A 21362-nucleotide genomic window follows, 5' to 3' on the forward strand; every position below is an offset into this window, starting at 1 on the left:
GGAATACATGGCACGGGCCACTTTTCTGTCTGACCTGAAGCTCATTGTGGATACCGCTGTCCGCCGCTGGGATAGCACGGCTATGCAAATGTTGCTCGCTGGTGAGATGGTGCAGGCAAGCCCCAAACCACAAAGCTTCGAGGAGCCTGCTTCGATCGCAAATTGCCAGGCGACCATCGCTCCGGATCAGTCGTTCGTCTCAGCGGACTGATGAGCGCTTTCCATATCTCGGCAGGGACGCGGCATCCGCCAATGGCCATGGCGAAGCCGTTATTACTCGGCTGGAGTGAAGTCAGACCGTCAGCTTGAAGAAGTCTCCATATCCGTTCGTGTATGCAGCGCCAAATAATGTCTCTCCGAATAAACGGGTCTTGTGAATAGCGAGATGTTGCTGTTCCAGAATTGATCTGATCGAGTTGCGCCTTGTTCCTGGATTCGTAAAACAAAGACCCGCTGATCAAGATACCTGGTCATAAGATCTCGTAGTTTTGTTGCCTCGCTCGGCTGCAGAAGACCGACGCGGAGATACTCGGTGCCGATGGCGTTGGCTTCTTCCTCCTCGTATGATTTGCGCTGATCGTATCGGGTGACAGCCATGGAGAAACTGAATCCAACGATGAGGCCAAGTAAAGTGAGTGTCGCGCCAAGAACACGATCGAAGTCTTGGCGCGCCGCGTCATCAATGCTCCCTCGCCTGTCACGAAGAAACACCCCAATCCGAGCAGAGAGTCCCGGCACGAACAGAGATAGCGCGAAAACAAGGAGGGGAGAGTTTCTCAGAATTGTCACGGTGTAGCACCTCAGGTTTCTCGTTTCCGTCCAAGACCATCTCTGCACCACGCCGATCACTGCTTGGCAAGGAATACTCGCATCGCGGTTTCGTAGTCTTCAACGTGCTCTCCGCTTATGTCCACAATGACCCGCTTGATGGTGCCGGTGAAGCTGAACGGCGTTTTGTATTCGGGGTTAATCGACGAGCCAGTGTCGGCTCCGACGAGCATCGCTCCTCCTTGCGCCAGTCGATTCGGCGTAGTTGCAGCAATATCGCCGCGTCCGACTTCTTTGCCGTCAACGAACAGCGTGGCAGTGCCGGGCGCACCTTTGCCCTGCGTGAAGTCCGGCTTGCCGGTCGGCGCAAATTCCATGCTCAGGAAGTGATGACCTGATGGGATTGCGTCTTTGGACTTCACATATGTGTAGGTGACAGCGACGTAGTTGTAGAGGAAGCAGAGTTTCCCTTCCTGCATGTAAAGTGAGATGCCGCCATCGTTGCCGCCGAAGCTCAGCAGAGCTCCTTCGGCTCCCGCCGGAGGAATCTCTACTTCAGCGTTGATTGAAAATGGCTTGTTGAGAATTTGTGGTGCCGCACCCGCGGGAATCGACTGCGTGCCTGGATAGAGCACGTAACGGTTCCGGCTTTCTGCGATTTGCGGACGCTCCTCGCGAACCCGCTGCAATCCACGGCTGTCGATCGGAAGTACGTTGTACTTGCCGGCCTCGGCGTACCACATGCCGATCATCGAAATCAGGCGACCTTTCTCTTTGGCAGCGAGATTATTTGTCTCGGCGAAGTCCTCCCTCAGGTTGTAGAGCTCCCATCCTTTTTCATCGAGTTCGGTAAGCATGTCTGCTGTAAGAGGTGTCCCGAAGGTTTTTCCGGACTCGATGAAGGAAGTTCCGGGCCATGGACAAACAGCGCGCCAGTCATCGTGATAAAGCGAACGATGCCCAAACATCTCAAAGTACTGAGTTACGCGAGTTTCCGGGGCCTTTGTATTATCAAACGTGGAGACGAGGCTGACGCCTTCGATCGGTGCCTGGGTCACTCCTCTCAGCGCCTCCGGCTGTTCAACTCCGATCGCATCAAGAGCAGTCGGCACCATGTCAATGAGGTGTGCAAACTGCGTCCGTATCTCATTCTTGGCTTTAATGCCCTTGGGCCACGTGATGATGAATGGATCGGTGGAACCACCTCTGTAGGTCTCACGCTTCCAGCGGCGGAACGGTGTGTTGCCTGCAAAAGTCCAGCCCCATGGGAAGTGGTTGAAGTGTTTAGGTCCGCCAATTTCGTCAATTGCCGCGAGGTTTTCTTCAACGGTGTCAGCAACGTTATTGAAGAACTTGACCTCATTCAGTGAACCGTGTGGACCACCTTCAGCACTCGATCCATTGTCAGAAATCAGCATGATGAGCGTATTGTCGTATTCGCCGAGATCCTTGAGAAACTGAATCATCTCGCCGATGTAGTGATCGGTATGCGTCAGGAAGCCGGCGAAGACTTCCATCATCCGCGCATAGACACGGCGTTCATCGGCAGACAGCGTCTCCCAGTCCTGCACATCCGGATCATGGCGCGAGAGCACAGTGTTCTGCGGAATGATGCCGAGTTCTTTCTGGTTCTCAAAGACCTGCTTTCGGTAGGCGTCCCATCCGGCGTCGAACTTGCCCTTGTATTTGTCCGCCCACTCCTTGGGAACATGATGAGGAGAGTGCATCGCTCCCAGTGCGAGATAGGTAAAGAAGGGCTTGTTCGGAGCGACTTGCTTGGCATCAGCAATCATCGCCTTGGCTTTTTCAACGAGGTCCGGCGTCAAGTGGTATCCCTCTTCGGGCGTTTTCTACGGCTCGGTCTGCGAGTTGTCGCGAACGAGTTCGGGATACCATTGATTGGTATCACCGCCCAGGTAGCCGTAATAGCGCTCAAATCCACGACCAAGTGGCCAGCGATCATAAGGCCCTGCCGCTGTCATTGTTTCCTCAGGAGCCAGGTGCCATTTGCCAACAGCGTAGGTGTTATAGCCGCATTCTGAAGAATCTCGGAGATAAATCCGTTCGCGAATGGGATGTAACCATCGGATCCCGGAAACCCAGTTGAAGCATTCGTCAGGCATGCCACATGATTGGAATGGTGATTACGGCCGGTGATGATGCCCGAGCGGGGACCGCGAACAGAGCGCCGTCGTATGCATGTTGCTGTAGCGAAGTCCATCAGCCGCCAATGCATCGATATTCGGCGTTGCGATGGGACTGCCGTAGCACCCAAGATGTCCATAACCCGTGTCGTCCAGGACAATGAAGAGCACATTCGGAGTTCCCTCTTTGGTGCGCTTCGGCTGGGGCCATGCTGGTGAGGAAACTTCGTACGTGCGACCGATGGTGCCGGAGAATGCGGTTCCCGGTTTGTATTCCTTGAGTGCCATGACTATTCCTTTCGTTGCGACGATATCGCATCGGTTCGTCGAACTTGACTGCTGTTTCTTTGTCCGCTCAAACAGCTAGCTGCGTATGCGTTTTCTCCGCGGCCTTGATTTTGCGGCGACGCCAGAACATGTAGGCGGAGGTGATGATCGCGTTCAGCACGAGGTAAAGAAGAATGGCGCTGAACACGTTATGCTCTTCCGGGACGTTTGCAGCTGCGAGCGCGATCGCGAGCGCAGGATGACGGCACGCGGTTGAAAGCGAAAGAGTGATTTGCTCCTCGGGGCCGGGGCCTCCGAGAAAGTGTCCAACCAAAAGACCAATGACAATAAAAACGATTAGGGCCACTAACGTTCCGTTGCCAATGAGCACAAATGACTTCGGAAGGGCAAAAACTATGACGGCTAAGAAGCCGACCAACAGGAAAATCTTCGCAAACAGTCCTACCGGCTTTGCGATTCGCTCGGCCAAAGCAGGTGCAACGTTCTGGAGCGCCATGCCTGCCGCGATCGGCAAGAGCACAGACATCAGAATCAGTTTTGCTACAGCTCCCGGTGCCATATCAAAGGGCTTATTGAAGTAGGTACCAATAAGGTAGGCAGCCAGCGGGATGTACAAAATCGATATCGTCGCGGCCGTGACCATCAGCCCCAATCCATATGGCGCCACGCCACCCGCCTTACCTATCTTTCGGGGTAGGAGTGGAGGCACCGGCGAAATCGCGAGGGCAATCAACGCAATCACGACAGGAAGCTGGAAGTGGAATACAGACGTCAACATGATTGCCACAATTGGCATGATTACGAACATTGCCACCAGTGAGCGCGCCATGAGGCCTGGCCTTCGCACCACATAAAGGAGGTCATCGCGAGTTGCTTGTAGACCGAATCCGAAGACCGTGAGCATGATGCTCACCTTTAGCGCCAAACCGACGATTGCTTGAGGAGTCATACTCTCACCTGCTTACGCATTGCTATTTATCGCTTCTTTGAACATTCAATCCAAAACGCTGAGGAAGCTTCGAAGGCCAATCATCCCTCTCTGCTGGGAACGTTAGGCGGATTCGCATGGTTTCGATACTGGCAAAACTACCGGGATGCAATCCCGATAAACGAGGGGACACTCTTCTGAAACGATTGGTTCCGGGCAGAAAAGGCCTTCATTTCGACCAGCATATACTTGACAAGCATGAAACATTCGAGCAGCAGCCAGCTCTCTGGAGTGCGCAAGTTTCGGCAGTATCTTCCTCTTAAAACTGGCCATCGCGTTCTCGATTTTGCCCTCGTTCTTGTCCCCGCAGCATTTCTGGTCGCGTATGTGAGTAGTTCCGCGGTGCTGATCTTTAGTGCATCTGCACTCGGCATTATTCCCTTGGCTGCTTCGCTGGGCAAGGCCACAGATGATCTTTCCAGCAGGCTCGGGGAAAAGCTGGGAGGATTGCTCAATGCGACGATGGGGAATGCGACCGAACTGATCATCGCCTTTTTCGCATTGCGTGAAGGTCACCAGGCAGTTGTAAAGGCTTCGCTTTCGGGAAGCATTATTGGAAACGTTCTGCTGGTGCTCGGAACAAGTGTGTGGGTTGGAGGCATCGGCCGCCAAAGGCAGACCTTCGACCGCCGAGCGGTATCGGCAAGCGTCACGATGATGTTTATAGCTGTGATAGCACTCGTGATGCCTGCGGTTTATGCGCTTTCGGTCCACGGCAATCTATCGACCGGAATGCCGGCGCTGGATCGATTCAGTCTCTGGACCGGAGGTGTTCTGATTGGCTTATATGCCTGCGGTCTCCTGTTCCAGATCAGGAACAGGGAAACTCCTCTGACGAGCGAAGGCGCTGACGACCGCGTGGAGCCCTCATGGATGCCAGCAATCTCTCTCCTTATTGCGACAGCACTGATTGCGGTGCTGAGCGAGATGCTGGTGAACCAGATTAGTGCCGCACAGCATGCGCTCGGGCTGTCGTCGATGTTTATCGGCGTCGTGGTAGTCGCCACGGTCGGCAATGCTGCTGAGCATTCGACCGCAATAATGATGGCCCACAAAAACAAAATGGACCTCACCCTATCAATCTGCATCGGGAGCAGTGTGCAGGTTGCACTGTTTGTTGCACCGGTCCTGGTCTTTGCCTCGTACTTGCTCGGGAACCCGATGCAGTTGTTCTTTTCACCGCTCGAGATCGCAGGCATCGCACTCGCGACACTCACATTGGAGATGATCGTCAATGATGGAGAGACCGTCTGGTTCGAGGGAGCCGAGCTGATCGCGGCCTATCTGATTTTGGGAATCGCGTTTTATCTCGTTCCTGGGTAATGTCAGGGTCTACTGTTTTCAGGTGGCGCCCAGGCTTGTTAAGCGACGATGATGCAACTGCGGCCCTGCCAGCCCACCTGGATTACTTTGCCGTCTTCAATGAGAACCGGGACGTTGCGGTCTCCGCTGTTGAGAGAACGCATGCGGGCGTTGGCCTCGGGGTCGGTGTCGACGTCGTACTCGATGAAGTCTTTGCAAGTCCATTCGAGCCAATCGCGGAGTTCGCGTGTAAAAGGGCAGTGCGGTGATCCGTAGAGTTCAAGCATCGCCACGGCTTAGCACCTCCAGGGTATCGAGAATGACGTGGTAGGCGGAGGCCTGGACCTCCTGAATTCGCGGGATGTAGTCACTACGCACGATGATGGGGAAGTCGGCGAGTCCGCGACGGGCGATTTCTCCCCCGTCATTGCCGAGCAATGCCACGGTGAGGAGCTTGCGCTTGCGGGCTTCTTCAAGAGCCATGACGATGTTGCGCGAGCCGCCGCTGGTGGAGATGCCTATAGCGATGTCTTCAGGGCGCGCCTGGGCCATGAGCTGGCGGGCGAAGATCACCTCCGTGCCAACGTCATTGGCGAGGGCGGTGATGTTGGCGGGCTCCATCGAAAGCGAGATTGCGGGAATGGTGCGATGACCCTTCGGGGGCAGCACGCAGTCCATCATCCAGTCGTTGGCGTCTGTCGCGGAGCCACCGTTGCCGAAGATGATGAGTTTGCCTCCTTGAGCGAGGCGCTCGTGGATGGCAAGTGCAGTTGCGCCGAGATGCTCAGACTCTTCGGAGGCGAGACGGAGACGGAGCGCGGTATCGTCGCGGACTTTCATCAGGATTGAGTCGGCGACTTCGGAGACGATGGAGGAAGTTTCCTGTTTTTTGGTTCCGAGAAAGGGATAAAGGAATTCGCTAGCGCCGACGTCCTGGCCGAGTTCGCGATGCTCGAGGAAGACGTGCACTGTTTCCCAAAGCGTGTGGTAGAAGATCTCGACTAATTCCTGGTGTATGAAGGGATCTTCCACTGATGTTTGCAATGCATAGGAACCGCCGGTGCCGGGCAGTGAAAAGGTCATCGCACCACGGTGATGTGCAGATTCGAGCGCATTCCAAACCTCGGGATCACCGTGGGGAGGACCGAAGCCCATAACGATATCTTCGGGGCGACAGATGGCGTCGAGCCAGGGTTGCATCAGAGCGGAGAGATCGAGCGCAGGGAGGGCACGTTTGCCCACGATGACTGGATGCACGAATTCGACGGAGACATGCTGGGCGTCGGTGGAGCAGGCGCCGCGGCCGAAAGCGAGCAAGCGGCCGCCGACAAGGAAGCGTTCGGACATTTCGCGGCAGGTTTCGGCCAGCTTGCGTTTTTCCTGACAAAAGAAGTCCTCGAGGATTTCATTGCGGAAGAGCAACGCTTCTTCGATCTGAGTCGCGAGCTTGGCTGCGGTCTCCATAGGTGTCCTTCTAACAGATGCGCGGGAGGGGATCGCCGACGAGCATATCGACGATGCGGGTGCCGCCATAGCGTGTGTTGACGACGACAGTGTTGGCGGGTTCTTTGCGAATCTGCCCGATGATGCGCGCTTCTTCGCCGCCGGCGGTGAGTTGGATGGCGTTGAGCGCGATGTCGGCGAACTCGGGTGAGACGATAGCGAGAAACTGGCCTTCGTTGGCGATGTGGAGCGGATCCAGACCGAGGAGTTCGCAGGCGCCGCGCACTTCATCGCGCATGGGAATTTCTTCTTCGTTGAGCTCGATGGAGAGGCTGCAGTCGCGGGCGAGTTCGTTGAGAGAAGTTGCGAGTCCGCCGCGGGTGGGATCGCGCATCCAGCGAATGCCGGGGGCGGCGTGGGCGGCCATGGCTTCAATCATCGGCAGTACGGAGCGCGTGTCGGAGTTGAGGTTGGCCTCAAAATCGAGGTCTGCGCGGGCGAGCAGGATGGTGATTCCGTGATCGCCGATGGGCCCGGAGAGCAGGACTTTGTCTCCGGGGCGGACTGTTTTTGCGTCGACGTGGACCCCGTGGATGGGGCTGCCGATTCCGGCGGTGGTGATGTACATGCCGTCGGCTTTGCCGCGCTCAACCACTTTGGTGTCGCCGCCGACCATCGTGACGCCGGCGCGTTTTAGGGCGTCGGCCATGGCGCGGACTTCGGCTTCGAGGACGGAGCTTGCGAGGCCTTCTTCGAGGACGAAGGTGACGACCATCGAATGGGCTTTGGCGCCGGAGACGGCGAGGTCGTTTACGGTGCCGTTGACGGCGAGTTCGCCGATGGAGCCTCCGGGAAAGCGCAGAGGGTGAACGACAAAGCTGTCGGTGGTGAAGGCGACGATGGCTCCGCCAATTTCGATGTGGGCAGCGTCGGCTAGGCGTTCGGAGGAGTCGGAAGAAAGTAGGAGCGGAGCGAAGAGGCCTTCGACCAGTCTGCGACTGGCTTTGCCACCGGCGCCGTGTGACATCTCGATTTGCGGGTCTTTGAAGCGCAGCTTTGGCGGGGCTTCGGCACGTGAGGCGTCGGGGTGGGGAGTGCTGCTGGTCAGGCCACTGCGCTGATCGTTGTTACCAGCGACTTCCGGTGTTCGTAGTTGTAATACGCTGCGCATGAGCCCTCCGATGAAACCATGAGCGCGCCGATGGGATGTTCAGGCGTGCACTCCTTGCCGAACAATTTGCATTGCGCGGGTTTCAAGACGCCTTTTAGCACTTCACCGCACTGCGCGGATTTTGGATCGGCGACACGCGTTTCAGGCACGGAGTAGCGCCGCTCTGCATCCCATGCGGCGTAGGTGTCGCGGATGCGCAACGCCGATTGAGAGATGAAACCAAGGCCGCGCCACTCGAAGTAGGGGCGAAGCTCAAAGACTTCGGCCATGACTTTCAGAGCTGCGCGATTGCCTTCCCACGGGACGACACGCTTGTACTGGTTTTCGACTTTTGCTTCGCCGGCGGCGAGTTGCCTTAGCAGCATGACGATGGACTGGAGCAGATCGAGCGGTTCGAAGCCGGAGGTCACTACGGGCTTGCCTTCGTTTCGAGCGATCCATTCATAAGGCCTGCAGCCGATGACGGTGGAGACGTGGCCGGGGCCGATGAATCCATCCAGACGCATGTCGGGCGAATCAAGGATGGCGCGGATGGCTGGAACAATCGTGACGTGATTGCAGAAAACGGTGAAGTTCTGAACACCCTGTTTTTTTGCGCTCATCAATGTAAGCGCAGTTGATGGTGCGGTGGTTTCGAATCCAATTGCGAAGAACATCACTTCCTTCTCGGGATTCTTTCTGGCGATTTCGAGCGCGTCGGCAGGGGAATAGACGATGCGAACGTCGCTGCCGCGCGCCTTGTGTTCGAGGGGGCTTCCCTTGGCTCCGGGCACGCGCATCATGTCGCCGAATGCCGCGAAGATCCGGTTGGGCTCGTGGGCGATGGTGAGGCCATCGTCAATGCGGCCCATGGGCAGCACGCAAACGGGGCAACCGGGTCCGTGAATCAGCTCAATGTTTTCAGGCAGGATGTCTTTAAGGCCGAAGCGATAGATGGCGTGAGTGTGGCCGCCGCAGACCTCCATGATGCGATAGTGGCGCGTGGGATCGCTGAGGCGGCGAATCTCTTCAGAGGCCCTCGTGATGAGTTCGGGATCGCGGAATTCGTCAACGTAGCGCATCGGTTTTCTCCCGTTTTTGTTAATTGGGTCGCCGCCAGGATTCGAGGACGCCGATGGTTTGGCTCCTGCCGTCGTCGGCCCCGTAGCCGCGAACCTCTTCCATGGCCTGATCGATTTCGCCGAGCATGGAAAGGAGGCGCATCTGTTCGGCGGCGTCGAACTCGCTTATCTTCGACATGGCAAAGCCAACGTGTATGAGGACCCAGTCGCCTTTGACCGGCATGTCATCAGCCAGCAGGCCGAGTTGGACCTTGCGTCGCACGCCGGTTACTTCGACGATGCCGACGTCGCTTTGCCCCTCGGCGATTTCAACGATCTTTCCCGGAATGGCTAAACACATGAGTGGTTTCCTTCCCAGAGACGAGTGCCCGCAACACGGACGTTTTCAGTTCATTCCTGTTTACGTGCGATCATTTCGAAGCTGAACTTCAATTCATCTTTCACTTTGAGTGCGCCGCCCGCGACGGAGACAGGCTTGATGCCGTAGTCGGATTGATTCAACGAGAACTCACCGGAGGCGCGGATCATTTCATCAAATACTGCGATTCGAGCCGCGACGATTTGGTCGCGGGTGACGCCATGGAAACTGAGGGTGCCATTAAGCGTGGCCGAGTAGAGAGCGCCCCCAAGTCGTGTGATGGTGACGGTTGGAGCTTCGTACACGATGTCGGGGTATCTGGACGATTCGAGTACTTGCTCGTTCATCATCATTTCGATCTCGCGACGGTCTTTGTCGCTGATGTCGTCGAGCACACCGAAGGAGTTGGTTTTGATTGAAAGTCTGAAGCGGCCAGCGAGGGATGTTTCGGCGTTGAAGTCGACCTCGCCCGTGAAGGTGCGAATGCCGATATGAGGATTGTGGCCCATGGCGGACAAGATTCCGGATGCAAAGGCCTGTACCGTGAGGCGGCTGGCCTTTGTGTCGACGACGTAGTGGAGAAGCGTGGCTTTGGCGGTTTCCATTTTTCCGATCATGATCGCGCCTGCCTATTCCTGTGCAGACGAGGCGACGTATGATGCTTTTGTCTACATGGCGCGGAGTTTGAAGTAGCGCTCCACGTCGGGGATCACATTGCTTGCGAGATTTCCTACGCCGAACTGCGACATGTAACGGCGAACTGTAGGGTTGGAGAGGACCAGACCCACTCCGAATACCATGAGGGCGACTCCGCCAAGCAGGTAGAGGGTGTCCTTGTCGTTTCCAGTTCCGTTTGCGGCTGCTTCCATCAGGTCCATTGCCATTTCTGCTCTCCTTTTCCGCCTTGATATTTCTCAAACGGCCTCTTCAGCGAGAAGATGCCTGACCAATGCTTCTGTTGTGTTCACCGCTTCTTCTACGGCAGCTTCGACCGGCTCACTGAGGCCCATGTAACCCTCGTCTCCTCCGAGCGAATGCGGTTCGCAGCCTACGAGGAGCACTCGGTTCAAAGAACCATTCATTGCGACAGCCATGCGGAGCACGTTCAGGGGATGCATGCTGTGTGCCTCAACGAGACTCTCTGGCGCGGAGGCGATCTCCTTTGTATCCGGCTCGACGACGGAGATGGTTCCAGGAGTTTGGCCGTGAGGAAATGCATCGATAAGAATCGTGGTCTGGTAATTGTCCTGGAGGGCGTATGCGAGATCGAGGCCGCGAATGCCAAAGTCGACAGTGCGGACGTCGGAGGGAAGATTGCGGTTCATGAGACGTCGCACGACTTCGACGCCGAAGGCGTCGTCGCCAAGAAAGATGTTGCCGATGCCGGCAATGAGAATCCTTGGCTTGATGGTTTTCCTGTTTGCCGTTTCGTCTTCGAGAGTTGGCGCTGCCTGGGGAAGAGGTTCAATTTCAGCGAGCGTGAAGAAGAAGCGGTGGCCAGGCTGGCGCATCATGCCGAGGTCGCGGCCGGGATCGTCCTCAATGACCACGCAGATGTGCTGCGTGCCTTCGTAGTCTTCTTCAATGCTTTCGATAATCGCGACCTGACCGCGCAATGCGAGGTCAAAAATGTCACCGCCTTCTTTGGGACGCAGGCGCACGCGATCGCCGACCTTGACCGCGATGCCGTCGATTTCTACATCGCGCACCGTCGATGTTTTATCTTCGAGGAGATTCCATTCCCATTCGTTCATTGCATCTCCTCCTTTGACGGGGTGAGGCCGCGCAGGATGCCGTGGAGCTTCATGAACTGTTCTTCGGGCATCTGCTCAGTGCGTTCGAGAATGCTGCGGGTGCGGTCGTCGAATTGACGCATTTCACGCTTCTCATCCTCAGTGAGCGTGAGGATGCGGAGGGAAAGAATCTCGTCGATCTCGGTAGAGTCGAAGAGATTGCCGGCGCTTTCAGGGGCGATTTGCGGATGATCGTAGAGGATGATGGGAGAAGACAGCACCGCGTCGGCGTTGTCGGTGGCGAGCACCGGCCATGTGCCAAGGTTCTGGCAATGCGCTACTTCTTCCTCGAAGCCGGCGGGAGTGTCGAGCAGGGAAAGAAACTCCCCGTTCTCTGCGCCGAGAATGGTGTGGGCTGAAACAAGCGAATGAGATAGCGTTGTCTCGCGCGATTCGGATTCAAACGGCATTGGCAGGTCGCTGCCGGTCAAATTGTCGACCTGCACGGCGATTCTGACAACGTCGTCGTGGCAGCTGAGCGAGCGGATTTCAACGGATCCGTTGAGGGCATTCCACTCGCGGATCATCGCACCGACTGCTGCACCCTGCTCATCGCGCAAATAATCAATGTCTCTTCCTTCGGCAAACGAGAAAAGCAACGGAGACATTGTGGCAAAGTCGGCAGGGTCGAGGTCGTCGTAGGAAAGCTCGCGCTCCACAGCTTCCTGCCACGGTTGATAGACGCGGCCAGCTAATTCGAGGCGATCGACAGGTTCCAGATTGGGTTTCGCCGGTCCAGATGATCCTGTCGTTGGAGAGACCGCCTTTGCGATGGAGCGCTGCACGATGTGCAGGAAACGGACTTTGACGGTGAGTCGCGTGGATGAGCCTGTTTTAAGCAAGCACTCTGTTTGCATGCTGGACCGGTCAGAGCCGAATTGTCGATCGCACCAGGATGGCGGGTAGAGGACGCCGAAGTTCCAGCGCTGCTGATTTTTGACCGAGGAAGGCCGATAGGGATACAGCATGTAGCCTTCATAGAGCACGGCCTCGGCGATTTTTTCGACCCGGTCGAGATTCACGAATTTACCTCAACTTCTTCGGCGAGCATGCGCTCCAATGCATGTTCCCAATCAAGCAGTCCGTGCTGCATCTTGTAGCGATAGAGGCGATCGAAGGTGTCCTTGTGGAGGCTGATCCAAACGCTGTTGGGGTAGTAGGCATCCATCATTTCGCGCCAGAGTTTTACGGGAAGCTTGTAGCGGGCCTCTTGTTCCCACGAGATTGGCGCGACTTGCAGAGGGCTCTCGGGGGGAGCGTAGAAGACGGTTCCGCTAAAGAGGAAGAGCAGCGGAATGTCGCCATCGGAGAGGCCGGCGAAATACTTTGTAGCGGCGACGTTGAAGTCGAAGGAACATGGGACTTGCATGCTGACGGTGGTGCTGGCGCCGGCGAATGTGGGAACCACCCAGTTGACATGAGTCCACAGCAGGCTGCGGAGTGTCTGGCTCCAGCGGTCGGGCTGGCCGAAGAGGTCGAGCATCTTCTCCTGCTCGCCGGGCATGTAGCGGCGGCGAGTGACCTCTATCTGAATCTGGCAGCGCAGGGCGATGGTGTGAATTGCTTCGTCGGCTGCGGAATTTTGAATATGGAGCTGAAACGCAATCATCGGAACTGCGGCGAAGGCAACGACGCTGGCGGAGTCAATCTGGAAACTGAGGTCAGGCATTGACGCCTCCGCGGACCACTTCGGATTTGGATTGCAGTTCTTTGAAGAAGCGGCTTACCTCGGTCCAGACTTCGGCGCCACCGGATAGGCCTTTCCAGTTGGCGCGGATGAGGCCGACGAGTTTGTAGCATTCATCGATAGGCGCGATGTAGTACTCCGCATCTCTCAGGCCATGCGCATGGCCGACTCGATTCACGAGCAGCGCCTCAACGTCGGGCTTGAGTTGATTCAGGATGGGGTTGTTCCCGGCAATTTCATCCCATGCATCGAGGGGCAGCAGGGATTCGACTGCTCCGGCGGGGCTGGGATAAAGGGCGACGATTCTGCTCTCCAGACTTGAGCGAAAGAGAAAGGCCATATTGATTGGAATCATCAGACTTTCCCATTGGCCGTCGGTCATTTCGAAATTGGGCAGGTGCTGGGAGTTGCGGGAGACGCGCTTGTATTTCGACTTTTCCAGGCCGTCGAAGAGCAAGGCGCATGCGTCGCAGGCGCAGAGAATCTGGCGTGTGGCGATTTCTACGAGGTGGGGGTGATCGTGATGGAGGCCGGCACTGCATAGCTCGCAGTGCTCGAGAGCACGAGAAGCCGCACTGAGCGATCGGGTGAACTGGCGCAGAACGCCAAAGGCCTGCTCGAAGGCGAGCGTAGACTCGTCAGGCATAGTGTGCCCTTTGTTCGAAGACGCAAGGCCTACTCAATCTGCACCTTCCATTACTGGAGAATGCACGTGATTCGCGGTGGCCAGGAGATTGTGGCCCATCAGGCTTTCCAGCGCGACGAAGCCGGATGCCGATGGCTCTTCGAGTCCGAGAATCTCAAGCGAGGTCAAATCAGGTGCAAGTTCGTATATGCCATCCTCCAGAATTGCGCGCAGGTCTTTTGTGGACGATCCGCAACTGTGGGCGCCGGTGATTACGCGGACTTGCACGGCCCCTTCAATAACGCTGGCGCGATCGACGCTGCAGGAAAGTTTGCGCAGGCGAGGGCGCATGTTTTCGATGGCCCTCTCCACGCGGGTTTCCAGATCTTCTGGATGCAGCGAATAGAGCAGCAGCAAACTGCTGGTGATGGTGTCGTGTCCCATTCTCTCGACGATCAACGGGCCGGGTTCTTCGCTTTCGAAGACGATCTCCATCATGCGGTCGAGACCCGCTCCGTGCACATCCATCAGAAGCTGCAACAGCTCCTTGCACGCGGTTTTTTGCGGGCTCTCCGGCATCTGATCGAATTGCACGATCAGCTTTCCGAGTTGTTGAACCTGTTTCTGAAATTCGCTGTCGGTCGCCACAGGCCTCCTTGTAATGCGAGTCAAGTGTGAGCGGGAATCCATCGCCGCTGGTTCTGCGTGCGAATCTCCCGCTCCCGCTCTGGATGAATCCAACGAAAACCCTCAGCCGTGGACGTCGGACCCGACACCGAACATAGGAGAGTGATGGGTTTCAAGAACCTTTCCGTTGCCGAGGTACATGTGCACGCCGCAGGGCAGACACGGATCGAAACTGCGCACCGCGCGCATGATATCGATTCCTTTGAATTTGTCCGGCCCATTTTCCTCGAAGATCGGCGTATTCTGCACCGCATCTTCATAGGGACCTGGAGTGCCGTAGACATCGCGCGGGTTGGCATTCCAGGGGGTTGGAGGATAGGGGTGATAATTGGCGATCTTGTGATCCTTGATGACGACGTGATGCGAGAGTACGCCGCGCACAGCCTCGTGGAAGCCGCAACCGATGGCTTCTTCGGGAACCTTGAAGTCATTCCATGTGCGGGTGCGACCGGCGTGCAGCTCCGCCAAGGCCTGTTCCGCGAAGTAAAGCGCGGCGGCCGCAGCGTAAGCCTGGAAATAGGTCCGCGCGCGATCGCGCTCGATGGCGTTGCTCCATTTCGGGATATGCCACTCGAACTCGGTTTCCGGCAGGGAGACTGTTTTGGGCAGATAGATTTTTACGCTGTGGCCAGTGGCTTTGATGTAGCCGATGTCGACGATGCCGGCAAGCGCTGTGGCCCAGAAGCGCGCGATCGGACCGCCCCCGGTATCGAGTGCAAGATGGTCGCCCGTGCGTTTGTCGTACCATCGGGGAGACATGACCCACGTGTACTTTTCTTTGAAGTCGCGCTTCTGCGGCTTGGGGAAGGTGCTCTGATTCCACGGATGGCGCTGGTCGACGCTATTGCCGAGCGGATCTTTCGTGACGAAGGTCTGGGAATTCTGCCAGTCGTCGTAGTAGGAACTGCCGAGCAGGATGCGGATGTTGAGATTGATGTCGACCAGGTCGTTTGTTACCAATTTCCCGTCGACAACAACGCCCGGTGTGACGTACATGGCCTTGCCCCACTGGTCCATGTTCTTGTAGGTATAGTCGCAGACATCGGGATTGTTAAACGATCCCCAGCAACCGAGGAGGATGCGCCGGCGGCCAACTTCTTCGTAGCCGGGCATGGCTTCGTAGATGAAATTGAAGAGATCGTCGTGCAGGGGTACGACCTTCTTCATGAACTCCACATACTTCATGAGGCGAACAATGTAGTCAGTGAAGAGCTGGACGGTTGGTACGGTTCCCACGCCGCCGGGATAGAGCGTGGATGGATGGACGTGGCGCCCTTCCATAAGACAGAACATTTCGCGAGTCATGCGGCTGACTTGCAGGGCTTCGACGTAGAAAGAGCCGGTGAAAGGGTTCAGCGCCTTCATGATGTCGCCAATGGTTTTGAATCCGTGCAATTCGGCGTGAGGCGATGCAGTCTTTTCGGCCTTATCCCAAACACCAGGATTGGTTTCCTTCACCATTTTTTCGCAGAAATCGACGCCAACCAGGTTGTCCTGGAAGATGTTGTGATCGAACATGTATTCCGCAGCTTCGCCAAGGTTCACGATCCACTCGGCCATCGCCGGCGGGCGCACGCCGAAGGCCATGTTTTGAGCATAGGTGGCGCAGGTTGCGTGATTGTCACCGCAGATGCCGCAGATGCGGCTGGTGATGAAATGGGCGTCGCGCGGATCCTTCCCCTTCATGAAGATGCTGTATCCGCGGAAGATCGAGGAGGTGCTGTGGCACTCGGCGACCTTGCGTTTGCCGAAGTCTATTTTTGTAAAGATGCCGAGGCTGCCGACGATCCTCGTAATCGGATCCCAATTCATCTCTACTAACTGGCTCTTTCCGGCCTCTTGCTCTGAACGGGTAGCGGTAATCGTCCCCATCGTAATATCTCCTTCTTTGCTGAGTTAGTAGGTGCTGGAGTGGTAGCCGGTGGTGAGTTCGGCGCGCGAATGCCGCCACTTTGGCTCCTTGTTGACGGTGGCCTGGGTGATGCTGCGCAAGGCCCGAATCGCTTTTCCGTAAGTGCCGATTGCGGCGCTGGAAATCCTCGCGCCCGGCGGCTCATCCATGAAAGGCATGAACTTGTCCGGGAAGCCGGGCATCGTACAGCCGATGCAGATGCCGCCTACGTTGGGGCAGCCACCAATGCCGGCCATCCAGCCGCGCTTAGGCACATTGCAATTTACTACCGGGCCCCAGCAACCGAGCTTGACGATGCATTTGGGTGAGCCATAACTCGTAGCGAAGTCGCCTTGCTCGTAGTAGCCCGCGCGGTCGCAGCCGTCATGGACGGTCTTGCCGAAGAGCCATGTGGGACGAAGTTGTTCGTCGAGGGGAATCATCGGCGCAAGACCAGCCACCTGATAGAGCAGGTAGAGGACGGTTTCCATGAAGTTGTCGGGTTGCACCGGACACCCGGGAACGTTGACGATCGGGAGGCCCGCTTTGGACTTCCAGTTCCAGCCAAGATAGTCGGCCAGTCCCATACAGCCGGTGGGATTGCCTTGCATCGCATGAATGCCGCCGTACGTCGCGCACGTTCCGCAGGCAATTACGGCAAGAGCCTTGGGAGTGAGACGATCGATCCACTCATTGGTGGTGATCGGCTGGCCCGTATGCGGATCGGTCCCGAGGCCCGCCCAGTAGCCTTCTTTCTTGATCTTCTCGTTGGGGATAGATCCCTCGACCACAAGGACGAAGGGATCGAGTCTGCCCGCCTCAGCCTCGTACCAGAACTTCATGAAGTCGTCGCCCACCTCATAGGCCAGCACGGGATTGTGAAGGTGGACCTTGGGCAGACCGGGAATTGCTCCAAGCAACACATCTTCAATGCTCGGTTGCGTGGCCGCCGTAATGGAGACGGAATCTCCATCGCAACCCAGACCGGCCGTTATCCATAAGATGTGGAGTTCGGCCACCGCGGGTTTCTTCTGCGTTACTCGACCATAGGGAGCTGTTTGAGCAGTCATGATCTGGGGTCTCCTTGTCGGATACTGTCTGATCGTCCATCGTTCGATTAGAGATCGCTGGACGCGAACCAGGCCAAGATGAAACGCGCCCGCGCGGAAATTGGCAATTGCAGCGACCAGCGACCGCGCGAATGAGCCGCGTCGCTTGTGGCGATCGTGCAAGCATTCGTCGGAGAATTCGCTGCCGCAGATTACTTAACTCGAGCCGACCTCAAAATTGGACCGTTGAAATCCCGCGTCTAGGTCTCTACGCTGACTTGACAATATTGAGTTGCAATCATCAAGCGCGGGGTTTTCTGGAAAGAGCAGGGAAGTCGTTTTTCATCGAACTTCGCTATCCAAACAGAGTGTGCGAACGAGCCGCAAGCGGGACGCACCTTATTCTCGCTTCATACTTTTTCTCGGGGAGAGATCGGGGAATCCCTGATCGGCCGGGGCCTGAACCAAAGAAGCCTAAAACGGTGGCGACTCAAGCGCTTTTTTCGTTGATCTTCCATTGGATCGCGTGCTGGATCAGCTCGCGGCCGCTGCGCAGGGCGAGCTTCTCCTTGATGTGAGCCTGGTAAGTCTCCACGGTCTTGATGCTGAGGTGAAGTTTTTCGGCGATCTCGCGAGTGGCTTGGCCCTCCCCGATCAGGCGAAAGACCTCGAGTTCCCGATCGGAAAGCGAAGAGATGCGGGACTGGATCATCGACGGCGCGCCACCTATATATTGTTGCAATAGTTTATTGGACATGCGCTCGCTGAGATAAATCTCGCCGTTGAGTATACGGCGGACTGCTATGAGCACCTTCTCGGTGGCTTCCTGCTTCATGATGTAGCCGTTAGCGCGCGCGCGCAGGGCGCGTTCGGCGTAGATGGCCTCGTCGTGCATGGAGAGCACGAGCACGGGAAGATCAGGATTTGTAGTGCGAGCGTGTTTGAGCAGTTCGAGCCCATCGGGGCCAGTGAGCGAGATGTCGAGGATCATGATGTCGGGATGCAAGTGAGCGATTGCCTGCATCGCAGTCTGCGCCTCTTCTGCCTCGCCGCAAACCAGCATATCCTGCTGTTGATTGATAAGGAGCGCCAGACCTTGTCGCATGAGCGGGTGATCGTCGACAACAAGAACGGCCTTTTTTGCAGTCTGCACGGGACAGTCAAGTACGGGGTTCGCCGTCATTCTCATTTCCTTTTCCGCCGGCATTGACCATAGGGAATATGCACGTGACGCATGTTCCGTGTGGCGGGGTCGGCCGGACGTCCAGCCTCCCGCCGATCATGCCCGCTCGATAGCTCATAATGTGCAGTCCCATTCCAAGGTTGGATGGGTGGTTGCCCTGGATGCCGGAGCCGTTGTCGTTGATGAGCAGCGTGCCCCATCCATTTTCGGCGGACAAACGGATGAGGATATTGCGTGCCTGTCCATGCTTGATGGCGTTGTTCACGGCTTCCTGAGCAATGTGATAGAGATGTGTGGCCATGGCGTCGTCATGGATCAGCACCGCCGTTTCGCATTCGAAGCGGCAGGAAATTCCAAATAGATCCTTAACTTCTCCGGCCCAGAGTTGGAGTGCAGACATCAGGCCATGTGCATCGGAAACGACCGGCAGAAGGCCACGCGCCAACTCGCGCGTCTTATGAATCGCCTCGTTCACCAGTTTCACAATCTTGGCGGCATCGGCGGCATCGGTCAGGTCTTTGTCGGAGAGTTTGGCCTCGTGCACCTTGGCCATAAATGCGATTCCTGTGAGGTGCTGGCCAAGCCCGTCGTGCAGATCCTGTCCGATGCGGCGTTGTTCGCGCGCGCTGATCTCGAGGAGCGCTCTTTCCAATTGCTCCCGTTCGGTGATGTCGATGCCGGTGGCGATGATGTAGTTGGGCGTACCATCATTGCCTGGCAGCATGGAGCAGGACCATGCGATGAGCCGATGGGTATTGTGCCTTGTTACCCAATGACTTTGAAAATCCCGTGGCAGCAGGTCGGCACTGAGTTGCGAAAAAATGGAACGGGCGCGCTCAACTTCTTCCGCATGGAGGAAGTAGTCCCAGATTTGGCCGCCGCGGACATCCTCCAGTGCATACCCGGTGGTGAGTTCGCAGGCGCGGTTGAAGCGGACGATGCGGCCCTCGGGATCGAGAACGGTAACGAGCGCGCCGACGGTGTCGAGAATTGCAGAGACCACATTGCGTTCCTGTTGCAGTGCGCGCTCGGTTCCCTTCAAGTCGGAGATATCGAAGGCCACGCCATGAATGAACCAGGGCGATCCATCCGCATGGCGCACCATGCGGGCATCGCAGTGGAACCAGATGACTCTGCCGTCGCGCGCCATGACGCGGTAAGAAGAGCGAAGCGGCTTGCCGGAGAGGAACATGCTGGCTGCTTCAATGCTCCAGCGCTCCTTGTCGTCAGGATGGATGCGGGCGTACCAACGGACGGGGTCTTCAAGCCAGTCTTCGCGCGAGTAGCCGAGCGCGGCCTCAATTTCCGGGCTCACATAGGCCTCACTGACGCCTCGATCAAGATAGGCCATGAAAACCACGGCCGGGATCTGCTCGAGCAGTGCGCGGTATCTGGCCTCAAGATTTGAAGCGTGGGCTTCTGCAGTCGGAACTGCGGAGTCTCGGGTCGGTGCTCCATTCGACGTTGCAAACACGCCGGCCAATTCGAGAAGAAGAGCTTCGGCTTCGCCTTGGTCGGGAAAGATAGGGGCGTTGTTCCATTCGGCCTCACGCTGCGGAGGGCGGTCTCCCCATTCGGTTTGCGCGAGCAGTGCCAATTCGTTACTCCATTAACGAGGCTCTTCAAAACCCTTAGCTTGGATGTGAATCCGTCCTATTGGGGATAGCTTGCTGGCGGCGCCAACTGGGGACCTTGTTGAGCGATGCCTGGGTGAACCTACGGAGCGCATGAATGGCACGACCATAGGTTTGGACGGCGGCCGATGAAAGCAGTGATCCGGGGGGCTGATTCATGAAGGGCATGAACTTGTCAGGAAAACCGGGCATGGTGCAGCCAATGCAAATGCCGCCAACGTTGGGGCATCCACCAATGCCACCCATCCAGCCACGCTTGCCAACATTGCACTGAACGACCGGTCCCCAACAGCCGAGCTTCACAATGCAAAGCGGAGAGCCGTATTCTTCAGCAAATTGGCCCTGTTCGTAGTAGCCTCCGCGATCGCAGCCTTCATGGACGGTGCTTCCGAAGAGCCACGTCGGACGCAGAGCTTCGTCAAGAGGGATCGCGGGGGCGCGGCCCGCGGCAATGTAGAGAAGATAGAGCAGCGTCTCCATGAAATTGTCGGGCTGTATGGGACAGCCGGGGACACAGACGATGGGTATGTTTGCGGTAGACCGCCAATTCCATCCGAGGTAATCGGGCAGGCCCATGCAGCCGGTGGGATTGCCCTCCATGGCATGGATACCGCCATAGGTGGCGCAGGTGCCCACGGCGATCACGGCCCAAGCATGGGGGGCGAGGCGGTCGATCCACTCGCAGGTCGTGATTGGCTGGCCGGTCGCGGCGTCGGTGCCGAGCGATGCCCAGTACCCGCCCTGCTTGTTTTTTTCGTTTGGGATGGAGCCCTCGACAACAAGGATGAAAGGGTCAATGCCGCCTCCCGCAGCGAGGTGGAAGCGCTGCAGGAATTCGTCGCCGTTTTCAAGGGAAAGAAATGGGTTATGAAAATTAACCTTGGGAATCCAGGGCATACCGCCCATGACAATGTCTTCGATACTCGGCTGCGTAGCCGCAGTCATGGCGATGGTATCGCCATCGCATCCGAGCCCCGCCGTAATCCATAGAACATCAATCTCCGTGATGGGCGGAGCGGAAAGGGTCGAGCCTGCCACGGGCCTCCTGTGCATCGCGCCTGGCCAGGGGAAGCGGCGCAGCGACTATATTCCCTCCGGAAAGTGGATTTAGGCAAGGGGAAACGGGTATCCAGGCAGGAGGGGCCAGCGCCCTGGAACTTTTGCGGTCAATAGGTTTTTGGGCCGTGCGGGAGCATCGCTGCGTTTCTGCGATCCTTGCTGAGAGGCTGGGTCTGAAAGGAAAATCTGCGGCGGAAGGGGGGCCGCAAGGCTCTCCCAAGAGGCTCACCT

General features: G+C 57.1%; 23 protein-coding genes. 2 read left to right on the top strand and 21 right to left on the bottom strand.

The window, feature by feature from the left end; translation table 11 throughout:
- Nucleotides 1-211, top strand: a 211-nt coding sequence (locus tag WA354_RS12505; protein ID WP_472813343.1) for a hypothetical protein, incomplete at its 5' end; no start/stop codon positions are given.
- A gap of 634 nt (nt 212-845) precedes the next feature.
- Here WA354_RS12505 and WA354_RS12510 read toward each other — a convergent pair.
- The 4 genes from WA354_RS12510 to WA354_RS12525 all read right to left on the bottom strand — a co-directional run bounded on the left by WA354_RS12510 (nt 846) and on the right by WA354_RS12525 (nt 4149).
- Nucleotides 846-2594: a sulfatase-like hydrolase/transferase gene (locus WA354_RS12510; protein ID WP_472813344.1), complete on the bottom strand. Its 1749-nt coding sequence runs from the start codon at nt 2592-2594 to the stop codon at nt 846-848.
- Nucleotides 2595-2618: 24 nt separating this feature from the next.
- Complete coding sequence (locus tag WA354_RS12515) at nt 2619-2750, bottom strand: hypothetical protein (RefSeq protein WP_472813345.1); 132 nt, start codon at nt 2748-2750, stop codon at nt 2619-2621.
- 162 nt (nt 2751-2912) lie between these two features.
- Nucleotides 2913-3200 carry a sulfatase-like hydrolase/transferase gene (locus WA354_RS12520; RefSeq protein WP_472813346.1) on the bottom strand — a complete coding sequence of 96 codons (288 nt, stop codon included), beginning with the start codon at nt 3198-3200 and terminating at the stop codon, nt 2913-2915.
- A 67-nt stretch (nt 3201-3267) separates the two neighbouring features.
- Nucleotides 3268-4149: a bile acid:sodium symporter family protein gene (locus WA354_RS12525; RefSeq protein WP_472813347.1), complete on the bottom strand. Its 882-nt coding sequence runs from the start codon at nt 4147-4149 to the stop codon at nt 3268-3270.
- 237 nt (nt 4150-4386) lie between these two features.
- Here WA354_RS12525 and cax point away from each other — a divergent pair, with 237 nt between their 5' ends.
- Complete coding sequence (gene cax / locus WA354_RS12530) at nt 4387-5511, top strand: calcium/proton exchanger (protein WP_472813348.1); 1125 nt, start codon at nt 4387-4389, stop codon at nt 5509-5511.
- Nucleotides 5512-5549: 38 nt separating this feature from the next.
- Here cax and WA354_RS12535 read toward each other — a convergent pair whose 3' ends face one another.
- The 17 genes from WA354_RS12535 to WA354_RS12615 all read right to left on the bottom strand — a co-directional run bounded on the left by WA354_RS12535 (nt 5550) and on the right by WA354_RS12615 (nt 21110).
- Nucleotides 5550-5777: a glutaredoxin domain-containing protein gene (locus tag WA354_RS12535; protein WP_472813365.1), complete on the bottom strand. Its 228-nt coding sequence runs from the start codon at nt 5775-5777 to the stop codon at nt 5550-5552.
- Nucleotides 5770-6954, bottom strand: a complete 1185-nt coding sequence (locus tag WA354_RS12540; RefSeq protein WP_472813349.1) for a D-sedoheptulose-7-phosphate isomerase — start codon at nt 6952-6954, stop codon at nt 5770-5772. The genes WA354_RS12535 and WA354_RS12540 overlap by 8 nt, the downstream gene beginning before the upstream one ends.
- A 10-nt stretch (nt 6955-6964) precedes the next feature.
- Complete coding sequence (gene hypE, locus WA354_RS12545; RefSeq protein ID WP_472813350.1) at nt 6965-8104, bottom strand: hydrogenase expression/formation protein HypE; 1140 nt, start codon at nt 8102-8104, stop codon at nt 6965-6967.
- Entirely contained in the window at nt 8038-9165 is a 1128-nt protein-coding gene (gene hypD, locus WA354_RS12550) for a hydrogenase formation protein HypD (RefSeq protein WP_472813351.1), read from the bottom strand. Before hypD ends, hypE begins: the two co-directional genes overlap by 67 nt.
- Nucleotides 9166-9184: 19 nt before the next feature.
- On the bottom strand, nt 9185-9505 hold the full coding sequence (locus WA354_RS12555) for a HypC/HybG/HupF family hydrogenase formation chaperone (protein ID WP_472813352.1): 321 nt from the start codon (nt 9503-9505) through the stop codon (nt 9185-9187).
- Between the two features lie 50 nt (nt 9506-9555).
- Nucleotides 9556-10140, bottom strand: coding sequence for a YceI family protein (locus WA354_RS12560; protein ID WP_472813353.1), 585 nt, complete (start codon nt 10138-10140; stop codon nt 9556-9558).
- Nucleotides 10141-10191: 51 nt separating this feature from the next.
- Nucleotides 10192-10407 carry a hypothetical protein gene (locus WA354_RS12565; RefSeq protein WP_472813354.1) on the bottom strand — a complete coding sequence of 72 codons (216 nt, stop codon included), beginning with the start codon at nt 10405-10407 and terminating at the stop codon, nt 10192-10194.
- 30 nt (nt 10408-10437) lie between these two features.
- Nucleotides 10438-11277 (bottom strand): hydrogenase maturation protease, encoded by an 840-nt coding sequence (locus WA354_RS12570; RefSeq protein ID WP_472813355.1) that lies wholly within the window; start codon nt 11275-11277, stop codon nt 10438-10440.
- Nucleotides 11274-12338: a hypothetical protein gene (locus WA354_RS12575; protein WP_472813356.1), complete on the bottom strand. Its 1065-nt coding sequence runs from the start codon at nt 12336-12338 to the stop codon at nt 11274-11276. Before WA354_RS12575 ends, WA354_RS12570 begins: the two co-directional genes overlap by 4 nt.
- Entirely contained in the window at nt 12335-12985 is a 651-nt protein-coding gene (locus WA354_RS12580) for a DUF6084 family protein (protein ID WP_472813357.1), read from the bottom strand. The genes WA354_RS12575 and WA354_RS12580 overlap by 4 nt, the downstream gene beginning before the upstream one ends.
- Nucleotides 12978-13649 carry a DUF5947 family protein gene (locus tag WA354_RS12585; protein WP_472813358.1) on the bottom strand — a complete coding sequence of 224 codons (672 nt, stop codon included), beginning with the start codon at nt 13647-13649 and terminating at the stop codon, nt 12978-12980. Before WA354_RS12585 ends, WA354_RS12580 begins: the two co-directional genes overlap by 8 nt.
- A gap of 33 nt (nt 13650-13682) precedes the next feature.
- Nucleotides 13683-14276, bottom strand: coding sequence for a hypothetical protein (locus WA354_RS12590; protein ID WP_472813359.1), 594 nt, complete (start codon nt 14274-14276; stop codon nt 13683-13685).
- Between the two features lie 102 nt (nt 14277-14378).
- Nucleotides 14379-16187 (bottom strand): nickel-dependent hydrogenase large subunit, encoded by a 1809-nt coding sequence (locus tag WA354_RS12595; RefSeq protein WP_472813360.1) that lies wholly within the window; start codon nt 16185-16187, stop codon nt 14379-14381.
- A 24-nt stretch (nt 16188-16211) separates the two neighbouring features.
- Nucleotides 16212-17276, bottom strand: coding sequence for an NADH-quinone oxidoreductase subunit B family protein (locus WA354_RS12600; RefSeq protein WP_472813361.1), 1065 nt, complete (start codon nt 17274-17276; stop codon nt 16212-16214).
- Between the two features lie 469 nt (nt 17277-17745).
- Nucleotides 17746-18438: a response regulator gene (locus tag WA354_RS12605; protein ID WP_472813362.1), complete on the bottom strand. Its 693-nt coding sequence runs from the start codon at nt 18436-18438 to the stop codon at nt 17746-17748.
- A complete protein-coding gene (locus tag WA354_RS12610; RefSeq protein ID WP_472813363.1) occupies nt 18416-20035 on the bottom strand; it encodes a PAS domain-containing sensor histidine kinase in 1620 nt (539 codons plus the stop codon). Before WA354_RS12610 ends, WA354_RS12605 begins: the two co-directional genes overlap by 23 nt.
- A gap of 34 nt (nt 20036-20069) precedes the next feature.
- A complete protein-coding gene (locus tag WA354_RS12615; RefSeq protein ID WP_472813364.1) occupies nt 20070-21110 on the bottom strand; it encodes an NADH-quinone oxidoreductase subunit B family protein in 1041 nt (346 codons plus the stop codon).
- Nucleotides 21111-21362 lie beyond the last annotated feature (252 nt).

The sequence above is a fragment of the Occallatibacter sp. genome (assembly GCF_049802275.1).
Classification (GTDB): domain Bacteria; phylum Acidobacteriota; class Terriglobia; order Terriglobales; family Acidobacteriaceae; genus Telmatobacter.